The organism is Noviherbaspirillum cavernae (genome assembly GCF_003590875.1).
Taxonomy (GTDB): domain Bacteria; phylum Pseudomonadota; class Gammaproteobacteria; order Burkholderiales; family Burkholderiaceae_D; genus Noviherbaspirillum; species Noviherbaspirillum cavernae.
Genome location: NZ_QYUN01000002.1, coordinates 133,075 through 158,488, shown reverse-complemented (window position 1 = coordinate 158,488; position 25,414 = coordinate 133,075). Strand labels below are relative to the sequence as shown.

Below are 25,414 nucleotides of genomic sequence, written 5' to 3'. Positions count from 1 at the left end.
AAAAAATGATGGAGCGGCGTGCCGCGAGCGTGAAAGAATTACAGAGGAGAAGTTGCGGGCGGCGCGGTCTTCATGAAGGATAGCTCGTCATGAACATTTGCCCGCGATGAATTTCCGTACGCTGTGTGGCAAGCCCTATCCCTGCCGGCTTTGCCGCAGCAACCGGAATGGCCGGAATGGCCGGTCGCTGCGGCTGTTGAACATCATCAATTGACCCGGGGCTTCTTGTCGCTTTTGCATTCCTGCGTGTTCAACACCGTGCCCTGCGGATCAACCGTTTCCAGCACCACGTCGAAGCCCCACAGCCGCGCAACATGCTTCAACACTTCGTCGGTCTGCTTGTTCAGGGGGCGTCGCTGATACTGATTGTGATGCAGCGTCAGCGAGCGGTCGCCGCGCGTGTTGACCGACCACACCTGGATGTTGGGTTCACGGTTGCCGAGGTTGTACTGGCCCGCAAGCTGCTCCCGCAGATAGCGATAACCGTTGTCGTCGTGAATGGCGGAGACGGAAAGTTTTTCATTTCTGTCGTCGTCCAGCACCGCGAAGAAATGGAAATCGCGGATCAACTTGGGCGACAAATATTGCGCGATGAAACTTTCATCCTTGAAGTTGCGCATCGCAAAGTCCAGCGTCGTCAGCCAGTCGCTGCCGGCGATGTCCGGAAACCAGTGCCGGTCTTCCGCGGTCGGCGCTTCGCAGATGCGGCGAATGTCGCGCATCATCGCAAAGCCGAGCGCATACGGATTGATGCCGCTGTAATACTTGCTCGTGACCGGCGGCTGGGTGACGACATTGGTATGACTTTGCAGGAACTCGATCATGAAGCCGTTGCCGACCACGCCTTCGTCATACAACTGGTTGAGGATGGTGTAGTGCCAGAACGTCGCCCAGCCCTCGTTCATCACCTGCGTCTGACGCTGTGGATAGAAGTATTGCGAAATCTTGCGCACGATGCGCACCACTTCGCGCTGCCATGGTTCCAGCAGCGGCGCGTGCTTTTCGATGAAATACAGCAGGTTTTCCTGCGGTTCTTCCGGAAAGCGCTTGTCGTGTTCTGCCGCCACCACTTCCTCGCGGCGCGGCAGCGTGCGCCACAAGTCGTTGACCTGCGATTGCAGATAGCGTTCGCGTTCCGCCTGGCGCTCCTTCTCTTCCGCGATCGACAACCTGGCCGGACGCTTGTACCGATCGACGCCGTAGTTTTGCAAGGCATGACAGGAATCGAGCAATTCCTCCACCGCATCGATGCCGTGGCGCCGTTCGCATTCGGCGAGGTAATTCTTCGCGAACAGCATGTAGTCGATGATCGCGTCGGCATCGGTCCAGGTGCGGAACAGGTAGTTACCCTTGAAGAAGGAATTGTGACCATAGGATGCATGCGCGATCACCAGCGCCTGCATGGTCAGGCTGTTTTCCTCCATCAGATAGGCGATGCAGGGATTGGAATTGATCACGATCTCGTACGCCAGCCCCATGTGTCCGCGCTTGTAGCTTTTCTCGGTGGCCAGGAACTGCTTGCCGAAGGACCAGTGGTTGTAGGACACCGGCATGCCCACCGAGGCATAGGCATCCATCATCTGCTCGGCGGTGATGATCTCGAGCTGGTTCGGATAGGTGTCGAGCTTGAAGCTGGCGGCCACGCGGCGGATTTCCTCGTGGATCTGCTCGATCAGTTCGAAGGTCCACTCCGATTGCTCCGGCAGACGGAACGGCGCGTCGGTTTTTGCATGCGCAGACTTCCCTGCGGCTTTTTCGATGGCGGTCGCGGTCATGTCTCTTGCTTCCTGAACAGTTCACGGAACACGGGATAGATATCCGCCGGCGATGCGATCTTCTGCATCGCGAAGTGCGGATGCTCGTCCGGTATCTTCGTGTATTCCTCCCACAGGTTCTGCGGCTCGCCCTCCGTGATCTCGACATAGGCGTAGTACTGCACTGCCGGCATGATGGTGTTGACCAGCAGCTCGCGGCAGGTGGCGGAATCGGTGTCCCAGTTGTCGCCGTCGGAGGCCTGGGCGACGTAGACGTTCCAGTCGCTGCTGGCATAGCGCTCGTGCATGACCTTCGCCAGCAGATTCAGCGCCGACGACACCACCGTGCCGCCCGATTCGCGCGAATTGAAGAATTCGTTCTCGTCGACTTCCGCCGCCTGCGTGTGATGGCGGATGAACACCACCTCGATCTTTTCGTAGGCGCGCTGCAGGAACAGGTAGAGCAGGATGAAGAAGCGCTTGGCGGCATCCTTCTTCTGCTGATCCATCGAACCGGACACGTCCATCACGCAGAACATCACCGCCTGGCTGGTCGGCTTCGGCACCTTGATGCGGTTGCTGTAACGCAGGTCGATCGGATCGAGGAAGGGAATCGCGGCCAGTCGGCTGCGCAGCGCGGCGATTTCATTCTTCAGCGCCAGCATGCGATGGTCGTCCTCGAAGGCGGTGCGCTGCAATTGCTCCAGCTCGTCCTCGGCTTCCTGCAGCCGGCCGCGCGCATTGCCGCCGACCGCGATGCGGCGTCCGAGCGCGCCGCGCAGCGAGCGCAGCACGTGGATGTTGGACGGCGTGCCGGAGATCGTGTAGCCGGCGCGCTGCTGCTTGAACTCGGTAACGGCCTGCAGCTGCGTCTTGACGAGGTTGGGCAGCTCCAGGTCCTCGAAGAAGTACTGCATGAATTCTTCCTGCGACAGCTCGAACACGAAATCGTCCTCGCTGGTTTCCTCGCTGTTGCCGGCCTTGCCCTTGCCCTGTCCGCTGCCGCCGCCCTTGGGCCGCTGCAGCTGGTCGCCCGCCTGGTATTCCTCGTTGCCGGGGCTGACCGTTTCCCAGATGCCGCCGCGCGCGTGGCCGAAGTTCGGCTCGTTGATGTCCTTGACCGGAATCGAGACCTTCTCGCCCTTCTCCATGTCGGTGATCGAACGGCCCTTGATGGCACGTGCAACGGCTTCCTTGATTTGTCCCTTGTGGCGGCGGAGGAAGCGCTCGCGGTTGCCCGCGGACTTGTTCTTCCCCTGCAGACGCCGGTCTATGAGGTGAGCCACAGTGCCTCCTGCCAGGGTGAAACGCGATGTTTCACGTTGAATCCAAAAACTGCTTGGCACCCCCTCCCCTTCAAGGGGAGGGCTGGGGAGGGGATGGGTTTGGCGAGTCTCGATTGCCTCGAAAACCCATCCCCCACCCAACCTCCCCCTTGAAGGGGGAGGAGCAAATCAGCCTACGACGACTTCCGTACCCGCAGATACCACTCGCACAGCAGCCGCACCTGCTTCGCCGTATACCCCTTCTCCACCATGCGCGCCACGAACTCTTGGTGCTTGTGCGAATCGTCCGCACTGGCCTTCGCATTGAAGGAAATCACCGGCAGCAGTTCTTCCGTATTCGAGAACATCTTCTTCTCGATCACCGTGCGCAGTTTTTCATAGCTGGTCCAGACCGGATTCTTGCCGTTGTTCTGGGCCCGCGCGCGCAGCACGAAGTTGACGATCTCGTTGCGGAAGTCCTTCGGATTCGAAATGCCCGCCGGCTTCTCGATCTTCTCCAGCTCGTTGTTCAGCGAATCGCGGTCGAAACTCTCGCCGGTGTCCGGATCACGGAACTCCTGATCCTGTATCCAGTAGTCGGCGAATGTCACGTAGCGGTCGAAGATGTTCTGGCCGTACTCGGAATAGCTTTCGAGGTAGGCCGTCTGGATTTCCTTGCCGATGAACTCGACGTAACGCTGCGCGAGATACTCCTTGATGTACGAGAGATACTTCTGCTCGGTCTCGGGCGGGAACTGCTCGCGCTCGATCTGCTGCTCCAGCACGTACAGCAGGTGCACCGGATTGGCCGCGACTTCGGTGTTGTCGAAGTTGAAGACCCTGGACAGGATCTTGTACGCGAAGCGGGTCGAGAGACCGTTCATGCCCTCATCCACGCCGGCGTAATCGACATACTCCTGGCGCGATTTCGCCTTCGGGTCGGTGTCCTTCAGGTTCTCGCCGTCGTACACCTGCATCTTGGAAAAGATGTTGGAATTCTCCGGCTCCTTCACGCGCGACAGCACCGCGAACTGCGCCATCATCTTCAGCGTGCCGGGCGCGCACGGCGCCTGCGACAATGACGAGGTACGCACCAGTTTTTCATAGATCTTGATTTCCTCCGACACGCGCAAGCAGTACGGCACCTTGACGATGTAGATGCGGTCGAGGAAGGCTTCGTTGTTCTTGTTGTTGCGGAAGGTTTTCCACTCCGACTCGTTGGAGTGCGCGAGCACCACGCCGTCGAACGGGATCGCGCCGAAACCTTCGGTGCCCTTGTAGTTGCCTTCCTGCGTCGCCGTCAGCAGAGGATGCAGCACCTTGATCGGCGCCTTGAACATCTCGACGAATTCCATCAAGCCTTGGTTCGCGAGGCACAGGCCGCCCGAGTAGCTATACGCATCGGGATCGTCCTGCGAATAACTTTCCAGCTTGCGGATATCGACCTTGCCGACCAGCGAGGAAATGTCCTGGTTGTTCTCGTCGCCCGGCTCGGTCTTCGACACGCCGATCTGCTTCAGCACCGAAGGATAGCGCTTGACCACGCGGAACTGATTGATGTCGCCGTTGAATTCATGCAGGCGCTTGACGGCCCACGGACTCGGGATGGTTTTGAGATAGCGGCGCGGAATGCCGTAATCCTCTTCGAGGATCGCGCCGTCCTCCTCTTCGCTGAAGAGACCGAGCGGCGATTCGTTCACCGGCGAACCCTTGATGCTGTAGAACGGAACCTGCTCCATCAGCTGCTTCAGCTTTTCCGCGATCGAGGACTTGCCGCCGCCGACCGGACCCAGCAGGTAGAGCACCTGCTTGCGCTCCTCGAGTCCCTGCGCGGCGTGACGGAAGTAGGACACGACCTGCTCGATCACTTCCTCCGTGCCGTAGAACTCGCGGAAGGCCGGATAGATCTTGATGACCTTGTTGGCGAAGATGCGCGACAGACGAGAATCGTGACGCGTGTCGAGCAACTCGGGTTCGCCGATCGCCTCCAGCATGCGCTCGGCGGCGCTGGCGTATGCAAGCCGGTCGCGCTTGCACAGCTCGAGATACTCCTGCAGGGAATACTCTTCCTCCCTGGTCCGCTCATACCGCGCTGCGTAGTTGTCAAAGATTTTCATGAAGCCCCCTTTGCTAGAAAACAAGCAGCCATTGACACCGTCGGATCGAGCGATAAATTTCCACTCCGCAATTTCATACTACGCCAAGTTTCCGCGAGGCGATAGACGATTTGTGGCTAAGGAAGATTATTTTTGCGCGCGATCGAACGATCAAAAATCGCCTTCAAAATCGCGCATGCAAACGGATTTTTTTGTGGTATTTTTTTGGTTTCCGCCGCAAGAATTTTTCCGCATGTTCATGCGATCTTGACGGTGCATTCCGGTGCATATTCCACTCCCGAAATGCGAGGAAACACAGGCGTCGCACAGTGATGCATCGCATGAAGAGTTCGCACAAGAAAAGTGCATGCGAACTTGCCGCTTCAAGCATGAAAGCCTTGCGCTTTCATATCTTTCCAATCACATCGCATCATGCATGTCGCAATCGCGCGACAGTGATGTTCTTGCATTTGAGACATTCGATCAGACCGCGCATGCGGTCAGCGTTCGCACTTGTCAGCGTGCAGTTGCGATTCGCCAATTTATCGCCCGCAGTATTTCTGACGCATCATCATTGTGCGGAAATCGGAGTGTCGTTCCATGCCGCCGTACCGAATCGGCATTGAAGCGCGCCCTGTGCCCGATGTGTGCGATGTACGCGGCTGCGATGACGCTGGCGTTTTCTTGCGCGCTCTACTTCCCGAACAAGCCCTTGAACTTGTCCCCCAGCTGCTTCTGCGCCTTTTCCTTCAACTCGCCCTTCTTCTCGTCGAGCTTCTGCTTCGCCAGCTCGCCCGCCATGCCGGCGAAATCGATGTGCCAGTCGATCGCCGTGTACGGCCCCGCCAGCTTGACGGGGATGGTCACGCCCTTGAGCGCCTGCAGCTCGGGGCCGCCCTGACCTTTCAGGGTCGAGACCACCGTCGCCTTGACCAGATAGTCGAGCCGGTCTTCGCCGATGTTGATGTCGCCTGCGCCGCCGACGCGAACCAGCGGCGACTTGAGGTTGAGGTCCTCGTTGTGCGCGACGCCGTTGGCGATGCGGAAGCTGCCCGTCATTTCGCTGAAATCGGTTCGTTCCTCCGCCGAGCCGGTGCCGCTCTGCGCCGGCGCATCGCCGCGGATCGTGCCGATTTTCGCCTTCGCGCTGCGGATCGCCTGCGCGATGTTGATGCCTTTCACCGCGCCATCGTGCAGTTCGAGCCGCGCCGTGCCGTTCAGTCCTTTCTTGATCTGCGCGACGAGGCCGCCGCTGGTGGCCACGTCGAGCATCACGTTGCCGCGGCCTTCGATGATCGAATCCTTTTGCAGCGCGTCCTTCAGCATGGGGCCGATGTTGACGCCGCTCATGTTCGCCCGCGCCGCGAAGCGCGTCGGGCTGGCTGTCGTGGCCGACAGCTGCCCGCCGACGCTGCCGCCGTACAGATTGGCGGCGAGCGGATTGACGTCGAGCTTGCCGCCGCCGGCATGCAGGGTGGCGCGCACGTTGGCGGCGCGGACGTTGGCCGCCTTCAGCATGCCGACCCGCACGCTGCCGCTCGCGTTCAAGTCCTTCAGCGCGGACAGGTCCATCGGCTTTTCCGGTCCTGCCAATTTCGCGGCAGGCGTGCCGGCAGCCGGCTTGCCCTTGTAGCGGTCGAGGTCGATGCGGTCGATGCCGATGTCGAAGGTGTAGGCCGCCGGCGAGAATTTCGCGAGGCCGAGTTTGGCGTCGAATGCGCTTTCGTCGAGGCTGCCTTTCAGGTTGGCCGTCACCGTTTCCTTGCCGAGGTTGGCGCTGGCGTTGCCACCGGCCTTGAGCGCGAGCGTGCCGCCGGCCGGGTTGGGCAGCGTGAAGCTGGCGGCGATGTTGGAGAGATCGATGATCTTCTTGTCCATGTCGGCCGACAGCGGTGTGGTCAGCGTGCCGTTGAGCGCGGTGTCGCCCTGCCTGCCCGCGAGGGTGAGCGCGAGCTGCGGCGAGGTGAACAGCATCTTGCCGATATCGCCGGTCAGGGTGCCGGAAAGTTTCGCCTTCGCATCCAGTCTGGCGTCCTTGATCACGGCATCGAGCACCATCGACGCCACCTTGAACGCCTGCGGCGAGCCCTCGAACGAGGGCGCGGCAAAGGTCGCGGTGACGGTGCGCGCGCCCTCGACCAGTTTCGCGTCGCCGCTGATCTTGCCGCCCGTCACTTGCGCATCGGTCATCACGAGTTTCGGAATGTCGAGTCGGGCGTCGAGAAGCTGTGCCGCGCGCTTGCCGGCGGCGGCGAGCTTGATGCTGTCGAGCGCGAACTGCTTGCTGTCCGGCTTCATGTCGGCATCGCCCGCAAGCTTGATCCGCGTGTCGGTGAAGCCGAGCAGATTACCCTTGATCTCGGTATCGAGCCCTTTCAGCACGTAATGCTTCTGTTCGAGATCCATCGTGAAGCCGCTCTTCACAGCGACGCTGGCATTGACTTCCGGATTGTTGGCGCGCACCAGCGCATTCAGGTGCAGCTTGCTCGGCACGCCGTTGGCGATCTTGCCGGTCTCCAGGTTCACCTTGGCAAGTTCGATGCGGCGCGATTGCTGCTGATCATCGTAGACGAGGTAGGCATTGTTGACCTCGATGCTGTCGATATCGAACTTGAGCGCCTCCCCGGGCTCGTCCTTGCCATCCTTCGCCAGCAAGTCGTCGAAATTGGTCGTGCCGTCCTTGAACTTGCGAATGTTGGCGCGCAAACCATCGACGCGCACCCGATCGACCACATATTCTTTCTTCAGCAGCGGGATCAGCGCCAGCGACAGTTTGGCGCTCTCGACCGCGGCGAACTCACTGCTGTTGTTGCGTTCGGAAATACTGACCTTGCCGAGATCCGCACCTATCCTCGGAAAGAAACTCAGGGTGATGTCGCCGGGAATGGTCAGCGTCCGCTGCTTCTTTTCCTGCACCAGCTTGATGAGTTGCGGCTTGTAGTCGTTGGGGTCGAAGGTCGCGGCAATGATGCCGGCCCCGATCACCAGCAAGGCAATCAATGCGGCGACTCCGATCGCAACATACTTGACGACTTTTGGCATCACTTCTCCCCGGAAAAACCACTACTGGCACTACCGCATTGAAAGTCTGCCTGCGCCTGCCTCCCGGCAACGAAACGCGTTCAGGCAGCGTCACCCTTGCGGCGATGCGTCTTCAATGCGAATCGCGCGGGATCGAGCCCGGCAGCCAGTTCCTGTTCGATCGGCAAGGGCTCGCCTTCCAGTTGCGAGGCCAGCAACTCGGCGGCGAACGAGGCCCAGATCAAGCCGCGCGAACCATAGCCGAGCACGCCGTACACATCCGGCAGGCGCGGCACATCCCGCAACCGGCTGCCGCCGATCACCAAGGCCGCATCCGGCAAGGCACCGACCAGCGGCAAACGATCCGGCGTGACGCAGCGGAAGCCGACCCGGCCCGCGAGGGCGGCATCGCGCACGCCTTGTGCTGCGTGCGGAAGAATCTGTGCCAGCCGCGCAAGATTCCCCTCGTGGCTGTCGCGCCGCAGTTGCGGGTCGTCATCGAAATCGTATGAAGCACCAATGCAGCACACGCCGTCCGCCCCTTCCACCGGCCGTGTCAGATAGCCTTCACCGCACACTACCACCGGCAACACGGGCAGCGTCGCGGCGGCCAGATGCGTTACCTGTCCTCGAATCGCGGACAGCGGAAGCGTTTTCGTCTGAGGCAGAAAAGTTGCATTAGTTCCATTGGCGAGAACGAGGGTCGGCGCTTGATCAATCATTGCGCCATGGTTGTCGTATACCTGCCAGATGCCGTCGACGCGTTCGATCCGGGCCACGCTGGTGCCGAAATGCGTTGTCAGCCGGTCATGACAGGCGGCAAGCAATGCGTGACAGACACTTGCCGGACGGACCCAGCCACCTTGCGGAAACAGCCAGCCGCCGAGCGAGCGTTCGCCATCGAGCAGTGATGCCGCGCTGTCGGCATCCAGCCATTGCACGTAGGCGGCGGGATAGCGCCAGCGCTCCGCCGTGTCGCGTTGCGCCTGCGCATCGCCGGCATCGGCGGCCAGTTGCAGCACGCCGCAAGCCTCGCCGGAAAACGCGCGGCCGATGCCGCCCATGCGCCGCCACAGATGCAAGGTAAACAGATAGGCCGCGCGCGTCAGGCGCGAGGTCAGGTTGTCGTCCTTCGACAGCAGCGGCATCGCGATGCCGGCCAGATTGCCGGAGGCTTCCTGCGCGGCGTGCGCATGGCGCTCGATCAGCGTCACCCGCCAGCCGCGTGCGGCCAGCCGTTCGCAGACGGCGCTGCCCGCCAGTCCCGCACCGATGACGATGGCCTTGCGTGCGCCGGCGGCGCGGCGCGGCGGAATCGGCCAGCGCGGCGCGAAGTGCGCAACCAGCATCTCCGGCTTGCGCCCGAAGCCCGGCGCACGCTCCCAGATAAAGCCTGCCTGCGTCAGCGCTCGCCGCACCGCCGCCGATATCGTGTAAGTCGCCAGCGTCGCCTCCGGCGCGGCCAGCCGCTTGAGCCACATCAATATGTCAGGCGACCACATGTCGGGATTTTTGCTCGGCGCAAAGCCGTCGAGATAGAACGCATCGACGCCGGCATCGATCTGCGGCAGGCAATCGGCGATGTCGCCGAACACCAGCGTCAGCACGACCCGCCCCTCGTCCAGCAGCAGCCGGTGAAAGCCCGGCACCAGCGGCGGCCATGCCGCACGCAACGCCGCCGACAGCTCGGCCAGCTCCGGCCACAGCGCATGCAATTGCCACAGGTCATCGACGACAAACGGATGCTTTTCGATCGCCACGTAGTGCAGTTGCGGCGCGCGTTGCGCAGCGTGCGCATCATCGCGCCAGGCGGCCCAGGTCGCGAGAAAATTCAGTCCCAGCCCGAAGCCGGTTTCCAGAATGACGAAGCGGGCGCGTTCGCGCCAGCGCGCCGGAAGCCGGTTCCCGCCCAGAAAGACGTGACGCGCCTGCGCCAGCCCGCCATCGGCGGAGTGATAGACATCGCCGAACGCGGCGGAGTACGGCACGCCGTCGACGAAGGAAAGTTCAGCGGGAATCAGAGGAGCGCCGGGCATGATGAAGGGGTCGTGACGGGAACCGTCATTGTAGCGATGCGCCGCGCACAGCCGGTGATGGCTTTCGCGGGGAGAGTTGAGGATAATAGCGGGCTTGCATCCTCAACCCGCCCGCAACCGCGCGTTCTTATCCGCCCGCACACCATGACACCTTCCGACCGCACCCCGCCCGCCACAGCCGAAACCGCACCCGATGCAACGCCCAACGCCGCGCCCAACGCGACGCCCCATGCACCATCCGGCAAGCCGCTCTACAGCGTCAGGGATTCCAGAATCCACGGCAGGGGCGTGTTCGCGGCCCGCAAGATCGCGGCGGGAACGCAGATCATCGAGTACGAAGGCGAGCGCGTCAGCTGGAAGGAGGCGGATCGCCGCCACAACGCCAGCAATCCGGATTCCACCCACACCTTCTTCTTCAGCCTCGAGAGCGGCCGCGTGATCGACGGCGGCAGCCAGGGCAACGATGCGCGCTGGATCAACCATGCCTGCGCGCCAAACTGCGAGGCGCGCGAAGAGAACAAGCGCATCTTCATCTACGCCCTGCGCGACATCAAGCGCGGCGAGGAACTCAACTACGACTACGGGCTGGTGCTCGACGAACGCCACACGGCGAAGCTCAAGCGCAGCTACCAGTGCCTGTGCGGCGCGGCGACGTGCCGCGGCACCATGCTGGCGCCGAAGAAGCGCTGAGGCTTGGCGCGTTTGAAGCACGGCGGGAGCGGCGCGTGTTCAACGTCACTTCGGCGAAAGTCCGTCGCGGTCCGGTTTGTCGAGACCGATACGCAGAACAAGCTGGCAAATTTGAAGGCGTTTCTGGCGAGGGAAGAGGCTACGCAGACGAGCACCATTGGCCGCGAACTCGTTTACATTTAAAAACCCAGAACCCATGAATAACCAACGCTACCTTGCCGCGCTTCTCTCACTCACCGTCTTGGCGGCCTCCGCACTCGCAGCACCTTCGGCACAAGAGGCCGCGCTCGAGTTTGTTTCGCGACAACGTCTCGGCGACAACTTGTCGAACATGTCTTTCGCGACGGCAACGCGGACTCAAACATTCGCCATGCTCGTGTCAAAGCTCGGGGCTGACGGTGCGAAGGCCAGCCTCTCAAAGGAGTTGCAGGCGTCTCTTCCTCGATTTCAAGCACGCTGGAATAAGAACCTTGCGAATGCATACGCTAAGAACTTCTCAGTGGAGGAGCTGACCTCACTGGCCGCAGATGGGCGCGCATCAAAGTACGCGGAAAAAGTGGCTGAAAGGCAAACCGCCGTGGGTGCGGAGATGCGCGCGGCGTCCGAGGCGGTTTTGTCTGAATACGTCACAGAGGCGCTTGGAAATGCATTTGCGAAGATCCCAAAGTGAAAACGATGGCTAACCAGCCGCTCGAGCCGACTCGCGTCGGCAAGCCGCCGCTCCCTGCTCAGCAGCAATGACGCTTCCGAAGCGCCTCCACCCCAGCACCCCATCATTTCGTCACCCGAGATCATCCGCGTGGGCATTACATGTCTGCGACCGCTGGCGCCGCTGAACAGGCTGGCGAATTTGAATGCGTTGTTGGCGGAGAAGGAAGGCGGAGCAGGCAAGTACGGCTTGCCGCTTTTTATGGTTTGTTCAATACTGTTCAAAATTGCGTTCGATGCCGTGAAAGCCAGAAACGGCGCGGCTTTCTGCCATTCCTTCGGCGTCACGTTATACAGCAGGCGCCGCGTTATAAGGACGAATCGTGCTGTATAAATCTAGTTATGACTCATGATTAACTCAGCCGAATCTTTCGTTTGTTCCGTTTGCGGGCAGTCCCACGGCGGCCTGTCTACTGACACAGCGTTCACGTTGCCGGATGTCGTCTGGGCGATTCCTGAGTCTGAGCGCGATCAGCATTCCAAGTGGACTAGCGACCTCTGCCAAATGGGCGAGAGGTACTTCATTCGCTGCTTGTTGCCAATCAGCTTCATTGACCAGCCAGGCTACTACGGCTGGGGTGTATGGGCAGAAGTCGATTGGCCCGTTTTCAACCGATACCTAGAAATCTACGAAGCAGACGGATCGGCAGAACCGCCAGCTTCGGGACTGCTTTCCAATGAAGTTGCCGCCTACGGAGAAACCGTCGGGCTACCGGTCAGCATTCAGTTTGGACCTAGTGGCCAGAGGCCGACTCTCTCATTCACTGAAGGCGAGGACCATCGCTTCGCGCGCGAGGCTGCGAGCGGAATGTCAAACTCTAGGTATCACGAGGTTCTTGCCGTTCGGGGGCACAAATGAGCCATAACCCTTCGCTCCAGCAGACGGCTTCGCCGCCCGCTGAGCTTGCACGTTAGCCGTCATGTTCAGAGCCATCCTGCTCCTGCTGTTCTTGCCTCTTGGCGCATTTGCTCAGAGCTACCTAACACCCGAGGTGGAAAGCGTAGCTTCCGGAGGCTATTGGGAGAACGGCAATGACTCCGGACGCTATCGAGTGATCGTTGTGAATTCCGGCTTTGAGCACGTGACGTCTCGAATCATCGTGGAGTGGCTGCGTGATCCGAAGGCGACGGATTCTGCGCCAGTAGTTGTGGCTTCAATAGAACCCAAGCTCCCATTTGGTGACGGCGTCGCCTCCCTTCGAGTCACTCTCACGCCCATTGGGAAGGGCAAGGTCCGGATCGTGGCGAGCGGCGTCGTATCCGCCAACCCTGCACGGAAAGTCAGGGCAGTTCTCGTTGCCACGCAGCCTGGACGCATCACAGCGATGACGGCTAACAGGTCAATCGACACGGACGTCCTATCGGCTGGCTTGGCCGGCCTACTGGCCGCCGGTCATCTCCAACGTTATGCCTCGCACAGGCCCACACACTTCAGGAGAACTCATGTTTGACCACGTCAAATTCGGCGTCAGCGACTATGCAGCGAGCAAAGCGTTCTTCCTCAAGGCACTCGAACCGCTCGGCGTAGCTGTTGTCTCGGAGGGGGTGCCGACGTACGGTGTCGAGCTGAGCCCACCAGATGGTAAGGTTTCATTGTGCATGTTCCAAACCGAGGAGAAGCCGGCGCATCTTCACTTGGCGTTCACGGCCGAGAATCGCCAGCAGGTCGAAGCTTTCTATCGCGCGGCTCTGGCGGCGGGTGGCAAAGACAATGGTGCGCCTGGTCTGCGCCCGCACTACCACGCGAACTACTATGCAGCTTTCGTCATTGGTCCGGACGGGCACAACATCGAAGTGGTTTGCAACGAACCCGAGACCTGATCCTTCCATCGAGGGGGGCGTCCACAAGCGGGCTTCGCCCACTTGCGGCCGCTCCTCATGTCAAACATTGAGGCTGCGCAAAAAGCCTCCAACCCGAAGCGTTCTACCCCAGCACCCCCAACTGCCAGCCGAAGAACACGCCCAGGCCGACCACGATGATCAGCAGCTGTCGTCTGGTCACCGCGCATGCCGCCACCGCCGCGATTGATGCCACCAGTTGCGGATTGCGCCAGGTCAGCTCCATCCCGCCGCCATGCGGCGCCAGCACCATCGGCACGATGATCGCGGTCAGCACGGTGACCGGCACGAAGCTCAGCGCCTCCTTCAGCAGCGGCGGGAACACGATGCGGTCGCCGAGCATGAAGATGGCCGCCTTGATGAACGCGGTTACCAGCGCCATGCCGATGATCATCCACGTGTAGCTCATGCCGCGCCCTCCCGTTCGACGTCGCCCTTGGCGCGCCAGTGCAGCAGCGAGATGCCGACCGTCACGCCGGCCAGCACGGCGGACAGCAGGCCGAGCTTGTACGGCAAATCGCGGAACACCCAGGCACAGATGCCGGCCGCCAGCGCGGCGGCAAACCTCGGCATGTTGTTCAACTGCGGCACCACGATGGCAATGAAGGTCGCGACCATCGCGAAATCGAGGCCGAGCGTCTGCAGCTGCGGAAAGACCGCACCGAACAGCAGGCCCACCAGCGTCCACAATTGCCAGTTGATGTACATCGAAAGGCCCGAACCGAGGAAATACCAGTGGCCGAGCGGCGCATCGGGATGGCGGCGGTAATAGCCGTTCATCACCGCGAAGGTTTCATCCGTCAGCAGGAAACCGAGCGCAAGCCGCCAGCGCGCGTTCAGGTGCGCGACATGCGGCAGCAGCGTGGCGGCGTACAGCATGTGGCGCAGGTTGACGATGAAGGTGGTGAACCAGATCACCAGCATGCCGGCATGCGCGGCCACCAGACCGATCGCGATGAACTGGCTGGAGCCGGCGAACACGCTCATCGACATCAACTGCCCCTGCCATGCGGCCAGCGGACCGGACGCGACCAGCGTGCCGAAGATGATGCCGAAGGGCGCGGCGCCGATCATCATCGGCAGCGTGTCGCGCGCGCCGGCGGCGAAACTGCTTGTGCGGGTGGGGTGGGACATCACGCAAACCTTGTTTGAACTCGTTCGAGCGACATGGTAATGCCATGCGGCGCGTTGCGCTTGGACGGACTTGCGCCCGTCGGCGATGCGTACCTTGCGGCAACGGGCAGTGCCAGGCCCGGACGCCGCTTCAATACAGCGAGTCCTTGATCCGCCCCGCGAGTTCGCGGTCGTAGCGCGCGGCGTCGATGCGGGATGCGCTCGCCTCCGCCAGGATTCTGCCGGGCGTGGGCAGCGTGGATGGATCGGCGTGCCTTGCCGGATTCCACAGCTCGGCGCGCAGCACCGCGCGGCTGCACTGGAAGTACACGGCATCGACCGTGATCACCAGCGCGACTTTCGGCAGCTTGCCATCCATTTCATATTCCGCCAGCAAGGCCGGATCGGCGCTGATGACGGCGCGGCCGTTGACGCGCACCGTTTCGCCCAGCCCCGGGATCAGGAACAACAGCGCCAGCTGCGGGTTGTGCACGACATTGCGCAGGCTGTCGAGGCGGTTGTTGCCGCGCCGGTCGGGCAGGATGATCGTCTTTTCATCGCGCACGCGCACCAGCCCGCGCGGGTCGCCGCGCGGCGAGCAATCCATGCCGTGCGGCCCGCAGGTGGCCAGCGCGAGAAAGGGCGACGCCTCGATCAGCGCGCGGTAGCTGGCATCGATATGGTCGCGTTCCTTGAGCAGCGATGCCTCGCCGGGCGCGCCGAACATGACTTCCAGGGCGTCGATGGTGGCGATGTCGAAAGCGGGGTCATGAATGAGCACGGCTTTCCTCCGGAGGAAGATCGGGTTGAAGGTGGACCGGAACGGCGGCCCGCGATCCGCAAAGTGTACGCGCGTTCCATCGCCGCGGCGGAGCTTGCCATTTCGACTCTTGTGCCGCAAACACGGAAGCTGCTATCGTAAGCGGCCGACACCCACCATACACGCCACCCATGCCCCGCATCCTGATCCGCGCCAGGGAACAGACGCTTGAACTGATCGACGACCACGGCGTCGTCGCCAGGCGCTATGCCGTCTCGACCGCCAGCAACGGGCTGGGCGAGCAGCAGGGCAGCAACTGCACGCCGCGCGGCCGTCACGTCGTGCGCGCAAAAATCGGCGGCGGGATGCCGGCCAATACCGTGTTCCGCGGCCGTCGGCCGACCGGCGAACTGTATTCCACCGAACTGGCGCAGCAGCAGCCGGGGCGCGACTGGATACTGACGCGCATCCTGTGGCTGTCCGGCTGCGAGCCGGGCTTCAACCGGCTGGGCGAGGTCGATACCATGCGGCGCTACATCTACATCCACGGTTGCCCCGACAGCGAGCCGATGGGCACGCCCTGCTCCCACGGCTGCGTGCGCATGCGCAATGCGGAGATCATCGAGCTGTTCGAGCTGGTGCCGGCCGGCACGCCGGTGGAAATCCGCGAATAGCCGTCCGGCGTCGCGTTCCCCCCGCGCTCTCCTCATCGCTCCGACAACGACAACAGGATGCCTAGGGTCTGTTTACATGCAATTCGGGAGTGCGAACGGGCCGTATGCGTTGCAGGCCAAGGCGCGGCGACGCGTCGTGGCGGTGCCACGGCAAGGAGCCGCAACGCCGGCATGCGGCGCATACGGCCCGTTCCCTCCGGGTTCTTTCCAGAAGGCGCGCTGCGGGCGTTGCATGGCTGGCAAAGGCTCCAGCCTTTGCGGCGCCACACGCCACCCGCAACACGCCTTCTGGAAAGAACGCATCTCCCGAATTGCATGTAAACAGACCCTGGACAATCCGTGGAGGGAGACATGCTGAAATTTCACTTCTCGATTCGAACGCGCAGCGGCCAGAAAATCGACACCATTGCGATCATCGAGACGGATCGGGATGCGGCGGAACACAAGCTGCGGCAGATGTACCGTCAGTGCGCCATCCTGCACTGCGAAGTCTGGCAGAAGCTGGCCGGCGAAAAGCAGTGGCAAGTGGCGCCGACGGAGGATGCGTTGACGGCGGCTGCCAAATAGCGCCTCGTTTCACCGCACTCCGCAGCCCGCATTCCGCGGGTGCCGGGCGCTTGAGCCGGCATTTCCCTTCAGCGACGCGCTTCTGCGCGCATTACGTCAACACCTGACGCGCCGCCTCGATCAGCGTTTCGGACATTCTTTCAAGTCGCGGCGACTGCACCTTCCACCGATGCCAGTACAGTCCCACGTCCATCGGACGGCGCGGGGACAGATCCACCAGCGCGCCGCTCGACCTCGATTCCTTCATCTGCAGCTCGGGCAGCATCCCCCAGCCCAGTCCGAGGCAGATCGCCTGCATGTACGGCTCGGATGCCGGCACATAGTGACAGCTGTATGCGTTTGCCGGCAGGCCGAAGTGCCGCAGCAGGAAATCCGCCTGCAGCCTGTCCTTGCGGTTGAATGCCATCACCGGCGCCCGGCGTGCCGCCTCCCGGCTCATGCCACGCGGGAACCACCGTTTGCGAAAATCGGGGGATGCCATGCAGCGGTAACGCATGTTTCCCAGCGGCTCCGCCACGCAGCCGCGCATGGCCTGCCGTTCGGTCGAGATGCATCCGAGCGCGAGCCCCGTCTCGAGCAGCGTGTAGGTATGGTCCTGATCATCCACCGTCACGTCGAGCAGGACCTGTTCGCGGATCAGGAACTGCGCCAGGGCAGGCAGGAACCAGCTGCCCAGACTGTCGGCGTTGACCGCGACGGCGATGCTGACGGGCCCCGCATGTCCGGCGGCGAAGTCCGCCTGCAGATCGTCCTCCAGCAGTTGCGCGCGCCGCAGGTACTGCATCAGGCGCTGGCCGGCCTGTGTCGCCCTGCATGGCCGTCCGCGCACCACCAGCGGCATGCCGAGCGCGTCTTCCAGTGCGCGCACCCGCTGCGATACCGCCGAAGGCGTGAGATTCAGGCGGACCGCCGCCTGTTCAAAGCTGCCGCCATCGATGACTGCCAGCACCGCTTCGCACTGTTTCGAGTCAAGTTTCACCGTGTCTCTGTGAATTAAAAATTCTAATGTTCGATGAATTCATTTAATTCTGCTTCATTCATTGCCCGAAGCAAAGCATCATGGTGCTTCGATAATCACCACCGGATGCATCATGCCTCTTGCGTTCTATCTGAAGGGATTCGGCCTGGGCGGCGGCCTGATCATTGCCATCGGCTCGCAAAACGCGCATGTGCTGCGCATGGGACTGCGGCGGCAGCATGTCGGCCTGACGGTTCTTGTCTGCATCGTGTGCGAGATCGCGCTGATCTCGGCGGGCGTTGCCGGCATGGGCGCGGTCATCGGCGGCAATGCGGCTTTGCTGGCGAGCGCGCGCTGGGGTGGTGCGGCTTTTCTGCTCTGGTACGGACTGCGCGCATGGCGCGCGGCATTGTCGAGTGATGTTCTCGTCACTGGAGCGGATGCTCCGGCATGCAGCACTCGCCGGGCATTGACGACGGTGCTGATGCTGACGCTGCTGAATCCGCATGTCTATCTGGATACCGTCATCCTGCTGGGCTCGATCGGCGGACAGCAACCCGGCAACGGCAGGCTATGGTTCGCGCTCGGGGCGATCAGCGCGGCCACGGTCTGGTTTGTCGCGCTGGGATTCGGCGCGCGGCTGCTGGCTCCCCTGTTCGCGCGGCCCGTCACATGGCGCATGCTCGACTTTGTGATCGGTGTGGTCATGTTCGGATTGGCCGGTTCGCTGATCGCGGGCGGGCCAATGTGAAATGCGCATCCCGGTTGCGGCAAAGCGCGTCACATTCATGTGGCAAGCGCCTCGGCGCGCCCTGGCAACGATCACCGCTTCCCGCCCGACTACCGCGGGCGCGCTGCGCATCGGAAGCCGTTGTCGCGCGTGTCCCGGAAATACCGCTTGCTGTTTTCGTGAACCTCCGTGCTGGCCAGCAAGGCATCGACCGGCCACCACCGCAATTCGTCGTGCTGCTCGTCCGCGCGCAGCGAACTGCCGGCGGGCAATTCGCACTCCATGGCAATCACCACGTAATGCGTGCTCAGTTCCGCCATGCCGAAATAGTTGTCTTCGTAGAAGTGGTCGAACACGCCGAGCAAGCGTCCGTCATCGAGCGCGACACCGAGTTCGGCCTGCGCGATACGCCGCAGCGCATCCTGCGACGCTTCGTTCTTGCGTATCCTGCCGCCCGGCACGAACCAGCAATTCTGCGCCGGCCGGTTGCGCCGGTATCCGAGCAGCACTTCGCCGCGCGCGTTGCGCACGATGAGGTCGATCGACACCAGTGGCGTGGCGGCGATGACGCGCGAAAATCCATCCTTGTCGAGTTTCATTGCATGCGTCCCTAAGAGCGTCTAAAAAAATGAAGCGAAGCGGTTCTGAGTAGGCGCGTCGCCACAGACAGTACGACTGTACGGCAAGGCGGCGCAACACCCTCAGAATCATTTTGTTAGACGCTCTAAAGCGTCACATTCTCTTTCAGAAAATCGAACAGGAGCTTCACCCGCTGCAGATGCCGGATATCCGGATGCGCCAGTGCCCACAGCTCGGTTTCCAGTTCCGGCACCGGCCCTTCGACGATCTGCACATCGCGCTGATGCTGCATCAAGAACAGCGGCACGACGCCGACGCCCAATCCCCATACCACCGAGCCGGCCACCGACAGCACGCTGTTGCAGCGGTATCTGGTCACCAGTTTCGGAAACCGCTGCCGCCGCCATTTCACCGAGGGATGATCGGCCAGCGTCTCGTCCAGCGCGATCCAGTCCGCCTCATCGAGTCTGAGCGGGGCCGCACTGCGCTCGACGTAGCTGCGGCTGGCGAACACTGCCGCCTGCATCGTGCCCAGCCGCGTGCCGACCAGATGCTCCGGCGGCTTGCGGGTGGCGCGGATGGCGACGTCGGCGTCGCGCTGGCTGAGGTTCGCCAGCGCATTGGAGGTGATCAGTTCCAGCTCGATGCGCGGATGCATGACGGCAAAGCGGCTCATCACCGGCAGCAGCAAGCCGTGCAGGATCGTGTCGGTGGTGGTGATGCGCAGCTTGCCGGACGGTTCGCCGCTGCTCTTGAATGCCGCTTCGCGCGCATCCTGCAGCTGCGCCTCGATCCGTTCCGCGTAGCCCGCAAGTTCCAGCGCCAGATCGGTCGGCATGTAGCCCTGCCTGCCGCGGTCGAACAGCACTTCGCCCACATCCTTCTCGATGCGCTTGATGGAGCGGAACACGGTGGAGGCGTCGAGCTTCAGGCGCTCTGCCGCTCCGCCGAGCGTGCGTCCCCGCACCAGCGCGAGCAGCAGTTCCAGATCGCCGAGCGCCAGTGTCGATTGCGTTTTTGCATACGATGATTTCATGAATGCCTATTTTCATTGAATTTGTGCCGATCTACATTATCACCACACCCAGCGTTTTTCGACCACCACAATGAAAGGAACCGACATGAAACTGTACTACTCGCCCGGCGTCTGCTCGCTCGCCCCGCACATCGTCCTGCGCGAGGCCGATCTCGACTTCACGCTCGAAAAGGTGGATGCAGACACCAAGCGCACCGAAACCGGCCAGGACTACCGGAAGATCAATCCGCACGGCTACGTTCCCGCGCTCGAGATCGAGCCCGGCGTCGTGCTGACCGAAGGGCCGGCCATCATGCAATACCTTGCCGACCGCAGACCGTCGGCGAAGCTGGCGCCCGCCGCCGGCACCTTCGAGCGCTACCGGCTGCAATCCTGGCTCAACTTCATCACCTCGGAAATCCACAAGGGTTACTCGCCGCTGTTCAAGCCGAACACGCCGGCGGAAACGAAAGCCGCGTACAAGGAATTGCTGGCAACGCGCTTCGACCACATCGAGCGGCACCTGGCCACGCACGACTATCTGATGGACAGCGGCTTCTCGATTGCGGATGCCTACCTGTTCGTCACCACCGGCTGGTCCGGCTTCGTCGGCATCGACCTCGCCAAGTGGCCCGCGCTTGTCGCCTTCCGCAAGCGGATCGAGGCGCGGCCGTCGGTGCAGGCTGCACTGAAGGCGGAAGGATTGGTGAAGTAAAACGTGCTGCAGGGCTCTACGTAGAGCCCTGCCAGCCGAACAGGCGGAGCATGAAATGAAGATGACCTTATTCAGCCATGCGCTGTGCCCCTGCGTGCAGCGTGCCGCGATCGTCTTGCATGAGTAAGGCGCCGTGCGCACGGCATACGCTGCGCGATACCCGGAACGAGTGCCGCGCTAACGACCCGCCAGCATCCGGTGCCGGAAGCAATCCACGCAATGGTCATTGACCATGCCGGTGGCCTGCATGTAGGCGTAGATGATGGTGGAGCCGACGAACTTGAAGCCGCGTTTGGAGAGGTCTTTCGAGATGCGGTCGGACAGCGGGGTTTTGGCCGGGACTTCCTGCAGGCCGGCGCGCGCGTTCTGCAGCGGCTTGCCGTCGACGTAGGCCCACAGGAAGGGCGCGAGGCCGCCGGTGTCGTCGCGCAGCTTCAGATAGGCCTGTGCATTGGCGATGGCGGCGGCGACCTTGAGGCGGTTGCGGATGATGCCTGGGTTGGCGAGCAATTGCGCGACCTTCGCCTCGTCGTAGCGCGCGATCTTCTCGGCGTCCCAGTTGTCGAATGCGGTGCGGTAGTTGTCGCGCTTGTTCAGCACGGTTTCCCAGCTGAGGCCGGCCTGCGCGCCTTCGAGGTTGAGCATTTCGAACAGCCGCGTTTCGTCGCGGCAGGGCACGCCCCATTCCTCATCGTGGTAGGCGAGGTAGCGCGGGTTGGCGGGATTGGCCCAGCCGCAGCGGACAGGATTCATGGTCGGGTATCCGGGTTTGGTCGTCGCTCATTATCGCAGACGGCGGCGCGGCGAATGCGCCGCTGCCGATTCAGCCGAACTTGCGCGCCGCGTCGAGCCCGAGGCCCATGCCGATGCTGCCGAACAGGTCGCCTTCGACGCGACGCGCGTCTGGCAGCAAGCCGGCGATCCCCTGCCGCAGCAGCTGCACGCCGCTCGAGCCGCCGGTGAAGAATACGGTATCGACCGCGTCGGCGGCGACACCGGCGTCGTGCAGCAGGCGGTGCACCGTGTCCTCCACCGCGCCGACCAGATGGGCGATAGCGCCATCGAAGCCGCTGCGCTGCAGCCGCACTTCCTGGCCGATCCGCTCGAGCGGCAGCGTGAGGGCATCGTGCTGCGACAGCGCGATCTTGGCTTCTTCCGACTTGATCGCCAGCCAGTGTCCGTCGCGCTGCTCGACCAGCTTCAGCAGGCGCGCGAAGCTGTCGCGTTCCCGCACGTCGCGATGGATATCCTGCAGCTCGCGCCACGCCTTTTGCGTGTAGGCGAGGTTGATCGTGTGCCATGTCGCGAGGTTGAAGTAATGGCTGGACGGCACCTCGTTGTTGTTGGTCAGGCGCGATCCGAGGCCGAGCAGCGGCATGATGCCGGACAGGCTCAGGTACTTGTCGAAATCGGTGCCGCCGATGTGGATGCCGCCGTTGGCGAGGATGTCGTCGCGGCGCTCGGCGCGGCCGGCGCGTTGCGGCGACAGGCGCACCAGAGAGAAATCCGAGGTGCCGCCGCCGATATCGGCGATCAGCACCAGTTCCTCGCGCGTGATCTGCGATTCGTAGTCGAACGCGGCGGCGATCGGTTCGTACTGGAACGCGATGTCGCGGAAGCCGACCGAGCGCGCGATCTCGGCCAGCGTGTTTTCCGCCAGCCTGTCGGCCTCGGCGTTGTCGTCGATGAAGAACACCGGCCGCCCGAACACCGCCTGCGAAAACGGCCGACCGGCGGCGTGTTCGGCGCGGCGCTTCAGCTCGCCGATGAACTGCGTCAGCAGATCGCGAAAGCGCAGGGCGCGCCCCTGCACTTCGGTCTGGCCGTCGATCAGGCTGGTGCCGAGCAGGCTCTTCAAGGAACGCATCAGCCGTCCTTCGCAACCGGCGAGATATTCCGCCAGCGCCGCGCGGCCCACGCTGACGGCGTCGTCTTCTGCGTTGAAGAAGATGACCGACGGCAGGGTATGCCTGTTGTCTTCCAGTTGCAGCAGTGCGGACCTGCCGTTCCGCTGCCAGCCGACGGTGGAATTCGACGTGCCGAAATCCACGCCGCACGCTGTTGCCGTAACGTCCACTACCTCCATTGCGCTCTCTCGAATTTCAAAGGGCCACAATCATATATCGGGACGCGATGTCCGTTGCTCGCATTGGCGAGTTTCCTGAAGGCAGCGCTCATGCGGCGACGAATGCTTCAAACCGGAACTTTCGCAATACGGGAAATCTCCAAATGTTTATTGTTGCCCATGCAGCAAGCCGATTGTGTAATTGACAAGCCCCGCTCCATGACTGCTTCATTCGATTTCCATCATGTCTTCAATTCGGCGCCCGTTCCGGCGGTCGTGATGACCACGGATTTGATCATCGCGGACGTCAATGAAGCCTTCCTCGCGACCACGGGCCGCGCGCGCGACGAGCTGCTTGGCGTCGGCCTGTTCACAGCCTTTCCGCCCGAGCCCGGGGAACCGGAACCGAGCGGCGCGCAACGGCTGCTGAAATCGATTCAACATGTGATGGAAACGCGCCAGCCCGACACGATGGCCCTGCAACGCTATGCGATCTCGCGCAGCACGCCGCAGGGCACGGTGTACGAGGAACGCTTCTGGACCGCCGTCAATACGCCGATCTTCGATGCACAGGGAAATATCGAAGGCATCTGCCACAGCACGACCGACGTGACGGAATTGCACGCGCCGAAGGCGCAGGCTCAGACAGCAAGCGGCATCGCCGCCATCAATGCCACCCCGCAGGCAAAAGAGGATCTGTTCACGCACGCTCAAACCGTGCTGGAAGTGAACCGCGCGCTCGATGTCGAGCGCAGCCGCCTGCGCCACCTGTTCGATCAGGCACCCGGCTTTGTCGCCTTCATGCACGGCCCCGAGCATGTGTTCGAACTCGTCAATCAGGCCTTCTACCGCCACGTCGGCCAGCGCGACCTGATCGGCAAGCCGATACGCGCGGCAATGCCCGAGCTGGAAGGACAGGGCTATTTCGAATTGATAGACCAGGTGTACCGGACCGGCGAGCCGTTTGTCGGCAGGGACATGCTCGCGTTGCTTCGCAACCATCCGGACGGCGTGCCGAGAGAGATTTATGTGGATATCGTGTTCCAGCCGATCACCGGAGCGGACGGCAGAGTGTCCGGCATCGTCGTGGAAGGACACGACATCACGGCGCACAAGCGCATCGAGGACAAGCTGCGCGAGAGCGACGAGCGCTGGAAGTTCATCCTTGAAGGTTCCGACGACGGCTTGTGGGACTGGGACCTGCAAACCAACGACGTCGCGGTGTCGGACCGGCTGCGGGAGATTCTCGGCTATGCCGAAGGTGAAAGAATCCTGAGCCACGAAAAGTACATGGAATGCATCCATCCCGACGACCGGCAGCGCGTGAAGGAAGGCTTCGAAGCGGTCCTGCGCAGCGACAACAGCTTCTCGGCCGAATACCGCGTCTCCATGAGGGAGGGTGTCTGCAAATGGGTGCATGCGCGCGGCAAGGTGGTCAGCCGCGATGCGCGGGGTCGGGCATTGCGCATCTGCGGCGCGATCACCGACATCTCGGAACAGAAGCACTCCGAGCAGCAGATCTGGCGCCAGGCGAATTTCGACGCGCTGACGGGATTGCCGAATCGCAGCCTGTTCCGCGAAAGACTTGAGCATGAAGTAAAGCTGTCGCAGCGCACGGGCCTGCCGATCGCGCTGTTCTTCATCGACCTCGACCGCTTCAAGGAAGTCAACGATCTGCTCGGGCATGACGTCGGCGATGTCCTGCTGACGCAGGCGGCGCAGCGCATCAGCAGGAACGTGCGCGCCTCCGACACAGTGGCGAGGCTGGGCGGCGACGAGTTCACCGTGATCCTGCCGGGCTTCCGCGACGCCGCCGACGTGCAGCAGATCGCGCAGAAGATTATCGATGCGCTGGCCAAGCCGTTCCGTCTGGGCGGCGAACTGCTCTACATTTCCGGCAGCATCGGCATCACGCTGTGCCCGCTCGACTCCTGCGAGCCGGAGGATTTGCTGCGCAATGCCGACCAGGCGATGTACGTGGCGAAGAACGCGGGCCGCAACCAGTTCAGCTTCTTCACGCCCTCGATGCAGAAGGCGGCGGCCTCGCGCCTGCGCCTCATTGCCGACCTGCGCGAGGCGCTGCCGCGCGGCCAGTTCAAGGTGCTGTTCCAGCCGATCATCGATCTGTCGACCAACCGCATCGTCAAGGCCGAGGCCTTGCTGCGCTGGCATCACCCCGAGCAGGGCCTGTGCCATCCGTCGCAGTTCATCCCGCTGGCAGAGGAAACCGGCCTCATCCACGAAATCGGCAGCTGGGTCTTCATGCAGTCGGCGGCGTGGTCGCAGCGCTGGAGCCTGCAGCGTGGCGAGCCGTTCCAGATCAGCGTCAACAAGTCGCCGGTGCAGTTCCTGGCCGAGGACGACGAATCGAACTGGGCCGGCTATCTGGCGGAACTGGGCATCTCGCGCAACAGCATTTCCATCGAGATCACGGAAGGCGTGCTGCTCAACGCCTCGGCCAGCGTCACCGACAAGCTGCTCGACTACCGCGACGCCGGCATCCAGGTCGCGCTCGACGATTTCGGCACCGGCTATTCATCGATGTCCTACCTGAAGAAGTTCGACATCGACTACCTGAAGATCGACCAGTCCTTCGTGCAGGACATGCCGCACGACCAGGGCAGCCGTACCATCGCCGAAACCATGATCATGATGGCGCACAAGCTGGGGCTGAAGGTCATCGCGGAAGGCATCGAGACCGAGGAACAGCGGGTGCTGCTGGCGGCGGCGGGATGCGACTTCGGGCAGGGCTTCCTGTTCGCCAGGGCGCTGGAACCGGAGGAACTGGAAGGCATGCTGCGCAGGGAGGCGGCTGCGGTTTGAGGCGGC

At 62.4% G+C, this 25,414-nt stretch carries 22 protein-coding genes; 9 read left to right on the top strand and 13 right to left on the bottom strand.

What is annotated here, in order from left to right:
- Positions 1-206: 206 nt before the first annotated feature.
- From D3870_RS00755 to mnmC, 5 genes are all read right to left on the bottom strand, one after another.
- Entirely contained in the window at positions 207-1,775 is a 1,569-nt protein-coding gene (locus D3870_RS00755; RefSeq protein ID WP_119735844.1) for a SpoVR family protein, read from the bottom strand.
- Entirely contained in the window at positions 1,772-3,040 is a 1,269-nt protein-coding gene (locus D3870_RS00750) for a YeaH/YhbH family protein (protein WP_119735842.1), read from the bottom strand. Before D3870_RS00750 ends, D3870_RS00755 begins: the two co-directional genes overlap by 4 nt.
- A gap of 173 nt (positions 3,041-3,213) precedes the next feature.
- Positions 3,214-5,136 (bottom strand): PrkA family serine protein kinase, encoded by a 1,923-nt coding sequence (locus tag D3870_RS00745; protein ID WP_119735841.1) that lies wholly within the window; start codon positions 5,134-5,136, stop codon positions 3,214-3,216.
- A 672-nt stretch (positions 5,137-5,808) separates the two neighbouring features.
- Positions 5,809-8,157: an AsmA family protein gene (locus D3870_RS00730; protein ID WP_147375677.1), complete on the bottom strand. Its 2,349-nt coding sequence runs from the start codon at positions 8,155-8,157 to the stop codon at positions 5,809-5,811.
- An 80-nt stretch (positions 8,158-8,237) separates the two neighbouring features.
- A complete protein-coding gene (gene mnmC / locus D3870_RS00725) occupies positions 8,238-10,172 on the bottom strand; it encodes a bifunctional tRNA (5-methylaminomethyl-2-thiouridine)(34)-methyltransferase MnmC2/FAD-dependent 5-carboxymethylaminomethyl-2-thiouridine(34) oxidoreductase MnmC1 (RefSeq protein WP_119735834.1) in 1,935 nt (644 codons plus the stop codon).
- A gap of 144 nt (positions 10,173-10,316) precedes the next feature.
- Here mnmC and D3870_RS00720 point away from each other — a divergent pair, with 144 nt between their 5' ends.
- The 4 genes from D3870_RS00720 to D3870_RS00690 all read left to right on the top strand — a co-directional run bounded on the left by D3870_RS00720 (position 10,317) and on the right by D3870_RS00690 (position 13,391).
- Positions 10,317-10,862 (top strand): SET domain-containing protein, encoded by a 546-nt coding sequence (locus tag D3870_RS00720; RefSeq protein WP_119735833.1) that lies wholly within the window; start codon positions 10,317-10,319, stop codon positions 10,860-10,862.
- A 196-nt stretch (positions 10,863-11,058) separates the two neighbouring features.
- The gene (locus D3870_RS00710; RefSeq protein WP_119735829.1) at positions 11,059-11,532 is read left to right on the top strand and encodes a hypothetical protein; all 474 of its coding nucleotides are present in this window, start codon (positions 11,059-11,061) and stop codon (positions 11,530-11,532) included.
- 387 nt (positions 11,533-11,919) lie between these two features.
- Positions 11,920-12,429: a DUF2199 domain-containing protein gene (locus D3870_RS23195; protein ID WP_119735825.1), complete on the top strand. Its 510-nt coding sequence runs from the start codon at positions 11,920-11,922 to the stop codon at positions 12,427-12,429.
- Positions 12,430-13,013: 584 nt separating this feature from the next.
- On the top strand, positions 13,014-13,391 hold the full coding sequence (locus D3870_RS00690) for a VOC family protein (protein ID WP_119735821.1): 378 nt from the start codon (positions 13,014-13,016) through the stop codon (positions 13,389-13,391).
- Positions 13,392-13,494: 103 nt separating this feature from the next.
- Here D3870_RS00690 and D3870_RS00685 read toward each other — a convergent pair whose 3' ends face one another.
- From D3870_RS00685 to D3870_RS00675, 3 genes are all read right to left on the bottom strand, one after another.
- Entirely contained in the window at positions 13,495-13,818 is a 324-nt protein-coding gene (locus D3870_RS00685) for an AzlD domain-containing protein (protein ID WP_119735820.1), read from the bottom strand.
- On the bottom strand, positions 13,815-14,543 hold the full coding sequence (locus D3870_RS00680; RefSeq protein WP_119735818.1) for an AzlC family ABC transporter permease: 729 nt from the start codon (positions 14,541-14,543) through the stop codon (positions 13,815-13,817). Before D3870_RS00680 ends, D3870_RS00685 begins: the two co-directional genes overlap by 4 nt.
- Before the next feature lie 130 nt (positions 14,544-14,673).
- Entirely contained in the window at positions 14,674-15,249 is a 576-nt protein-coding gene (locus tag D3870_RS00675; RefSeq protein ID WP_119741485.1) for a pyridoxamine 5'-phosphate oxidase family protein, read from the bottom strand.
- A 224-nt stretch (positions 15,250-15,473) separates the two neighbouring features.
- Here D3870_RS00675 and D3870_RS00670 point away from each other — a divergent pair, with 224 nt between their 5' ends.
- Together D3870_RS00670 and D3870_RS00665 are read left to right on the top strand one after the other, a co-directional pair.
- Positions 15,474-15,956: a L,D-transpeptidase gene (locus D3870_RS00670; RefSeq protein ID WP_119735816.1), complete on the top strand. Its 483-nt coding sequence runs from the start codon at positions 15,474-15,476 to the stop codon at positions 15,954-15,956.
- A 351-nt stretch (positions 15,957-16,307) separates the two neighbouring features.
- Positions 16,308-16,523 carry a hypothetical protein gene (locus D3870_RS00665; RefSeq protein WP_119735814.1) on the top strand — a complete coding sequence of 72 codons (216 nt, stop codon included), beginning with the start codon at positions 16,308-16,310 and terminating at the stop codon, positions 16,521-16,523.
- 91 nt (positions 16,524-16,614) lie between these two features.
- On the opposite strand, the gene D3870_RS00660 is transcribed toward D3870_RS00665, so the two are convergent.
- Positions 16,615-17,502 (bottom strand): HTH-type transcriptional regulator ArgP, encoded by an 888-nt coding sequence (locus D3870_RS00660; RefSeq protein WP_119735812.1) that lies wholly within the window; start codon positions 17,500-17,502, stop codon positions 16,615-16,617.
- A gap of 112 nt (positions 17,503-17,614) precedes the next feature.
- On the opposite strand from D3870_RS00660, the gene D3870_RS00655 reads away from it, so the two are divergent.
- Entirely contained in the window at positions 17,615-18,232 is a 618-nt protein-coding gene (locus D3870_RS00655) for a LysE/ArgO family amino acid transporter (protein ID WP_119741483.1), read from the top strand.
- Positions 18,233-18,321: 89 nt separating this feature from the next.
- On the opposite strand, the gene D3870_RS00650 is transcribed toward D3870_RS00655, so the two are convergent.
- Positions 18,322-18,810: a GDP-mannose mannosyl hydrolase gene (locus D3870_RS00650; protein ID WP_119735810.1), complete on the bottom strand. Its 489-nt coding sequence runs from the start codon at positions 18,808-18,810 to the stop codon at positions 18,322-18,324.
- Positions 18,811-18,935: 125 nt separating this feature from the next.
- Entirely contained in the window at positions 18,936-19,826 is an 891-nt protein-coding gene (locus D3870_RS00645) for a LysR family transcriptional regulator (protein WP_119735808.1), read from the bottom strand.
- Positions 19,827-19,911: 85 nt separating this feature from the next.
- Here D3870_RS00645 and gstA point away from each other — a divergent pair, with 85 nt between their 5' ends.
- The gene (gene gstA, locus D3870_RS00640; RefSeq protein ID WP_119735806.1) at positions 19,912-20,520 is read left to right on the top strand and encodes a glutathione transferase GstA; all 609 of its coding nucleotides are present in this window, start codon (positions 19,912-19,914) and stop codon (positions 20,518-20,520) included.
- Positions 20,521-20,697: 177 nt separating this feature from the next.
- On the opposite strand, the gene D3870_RS00630 is transcribed toward gstA, so the two are convergent.
- Together D3870_RS00630 and D3870_RS21895 are read right to left on the bottom strand one after the other, a co-directional pair.
- The gene (locus D3870_RS00630; RefSeq protein WP_119735804.1) at positions 20,698-21,273 is read right to left on the bottom strand and encodes a DNA-3-methyladenine glycosylase I; all 576 of its coding nucleotides are present in this window, start codon (positions 21,271-21,273) and stop codon (positions 20,698-20,700) included.
- Positions 21,274-21,343: 70 nt separating this feature from the next.
- On the bottom strand, positions 21,344-22,606 hold the full coding sequence (locus D3870_RS21895; RefSeq protein ID WP_147375676.1) for an Hsp70 family protein: 1,263 nt from the start codon (positions 22,604-22,606) through the stop codon (positions 21,344-21,346).
- A 198-nt stretch (positions 22,607-22,804) separates the two neighbouring features.
- On the opposite strand from D3870_RS21895, the gene D3870_RS00625 reads away from it, so the two are divergent.
- Entirely contained in the window at positions 22,805-25,408 is a 2,604-nt protein-coding gene (locus D3870_RS00625; RefSeq protein WP_158590354.1) for a sensor domain-containing protein, read from the top strand.
- Positions 25,409-25,414 lie beyond the last annotated feature (6 nt).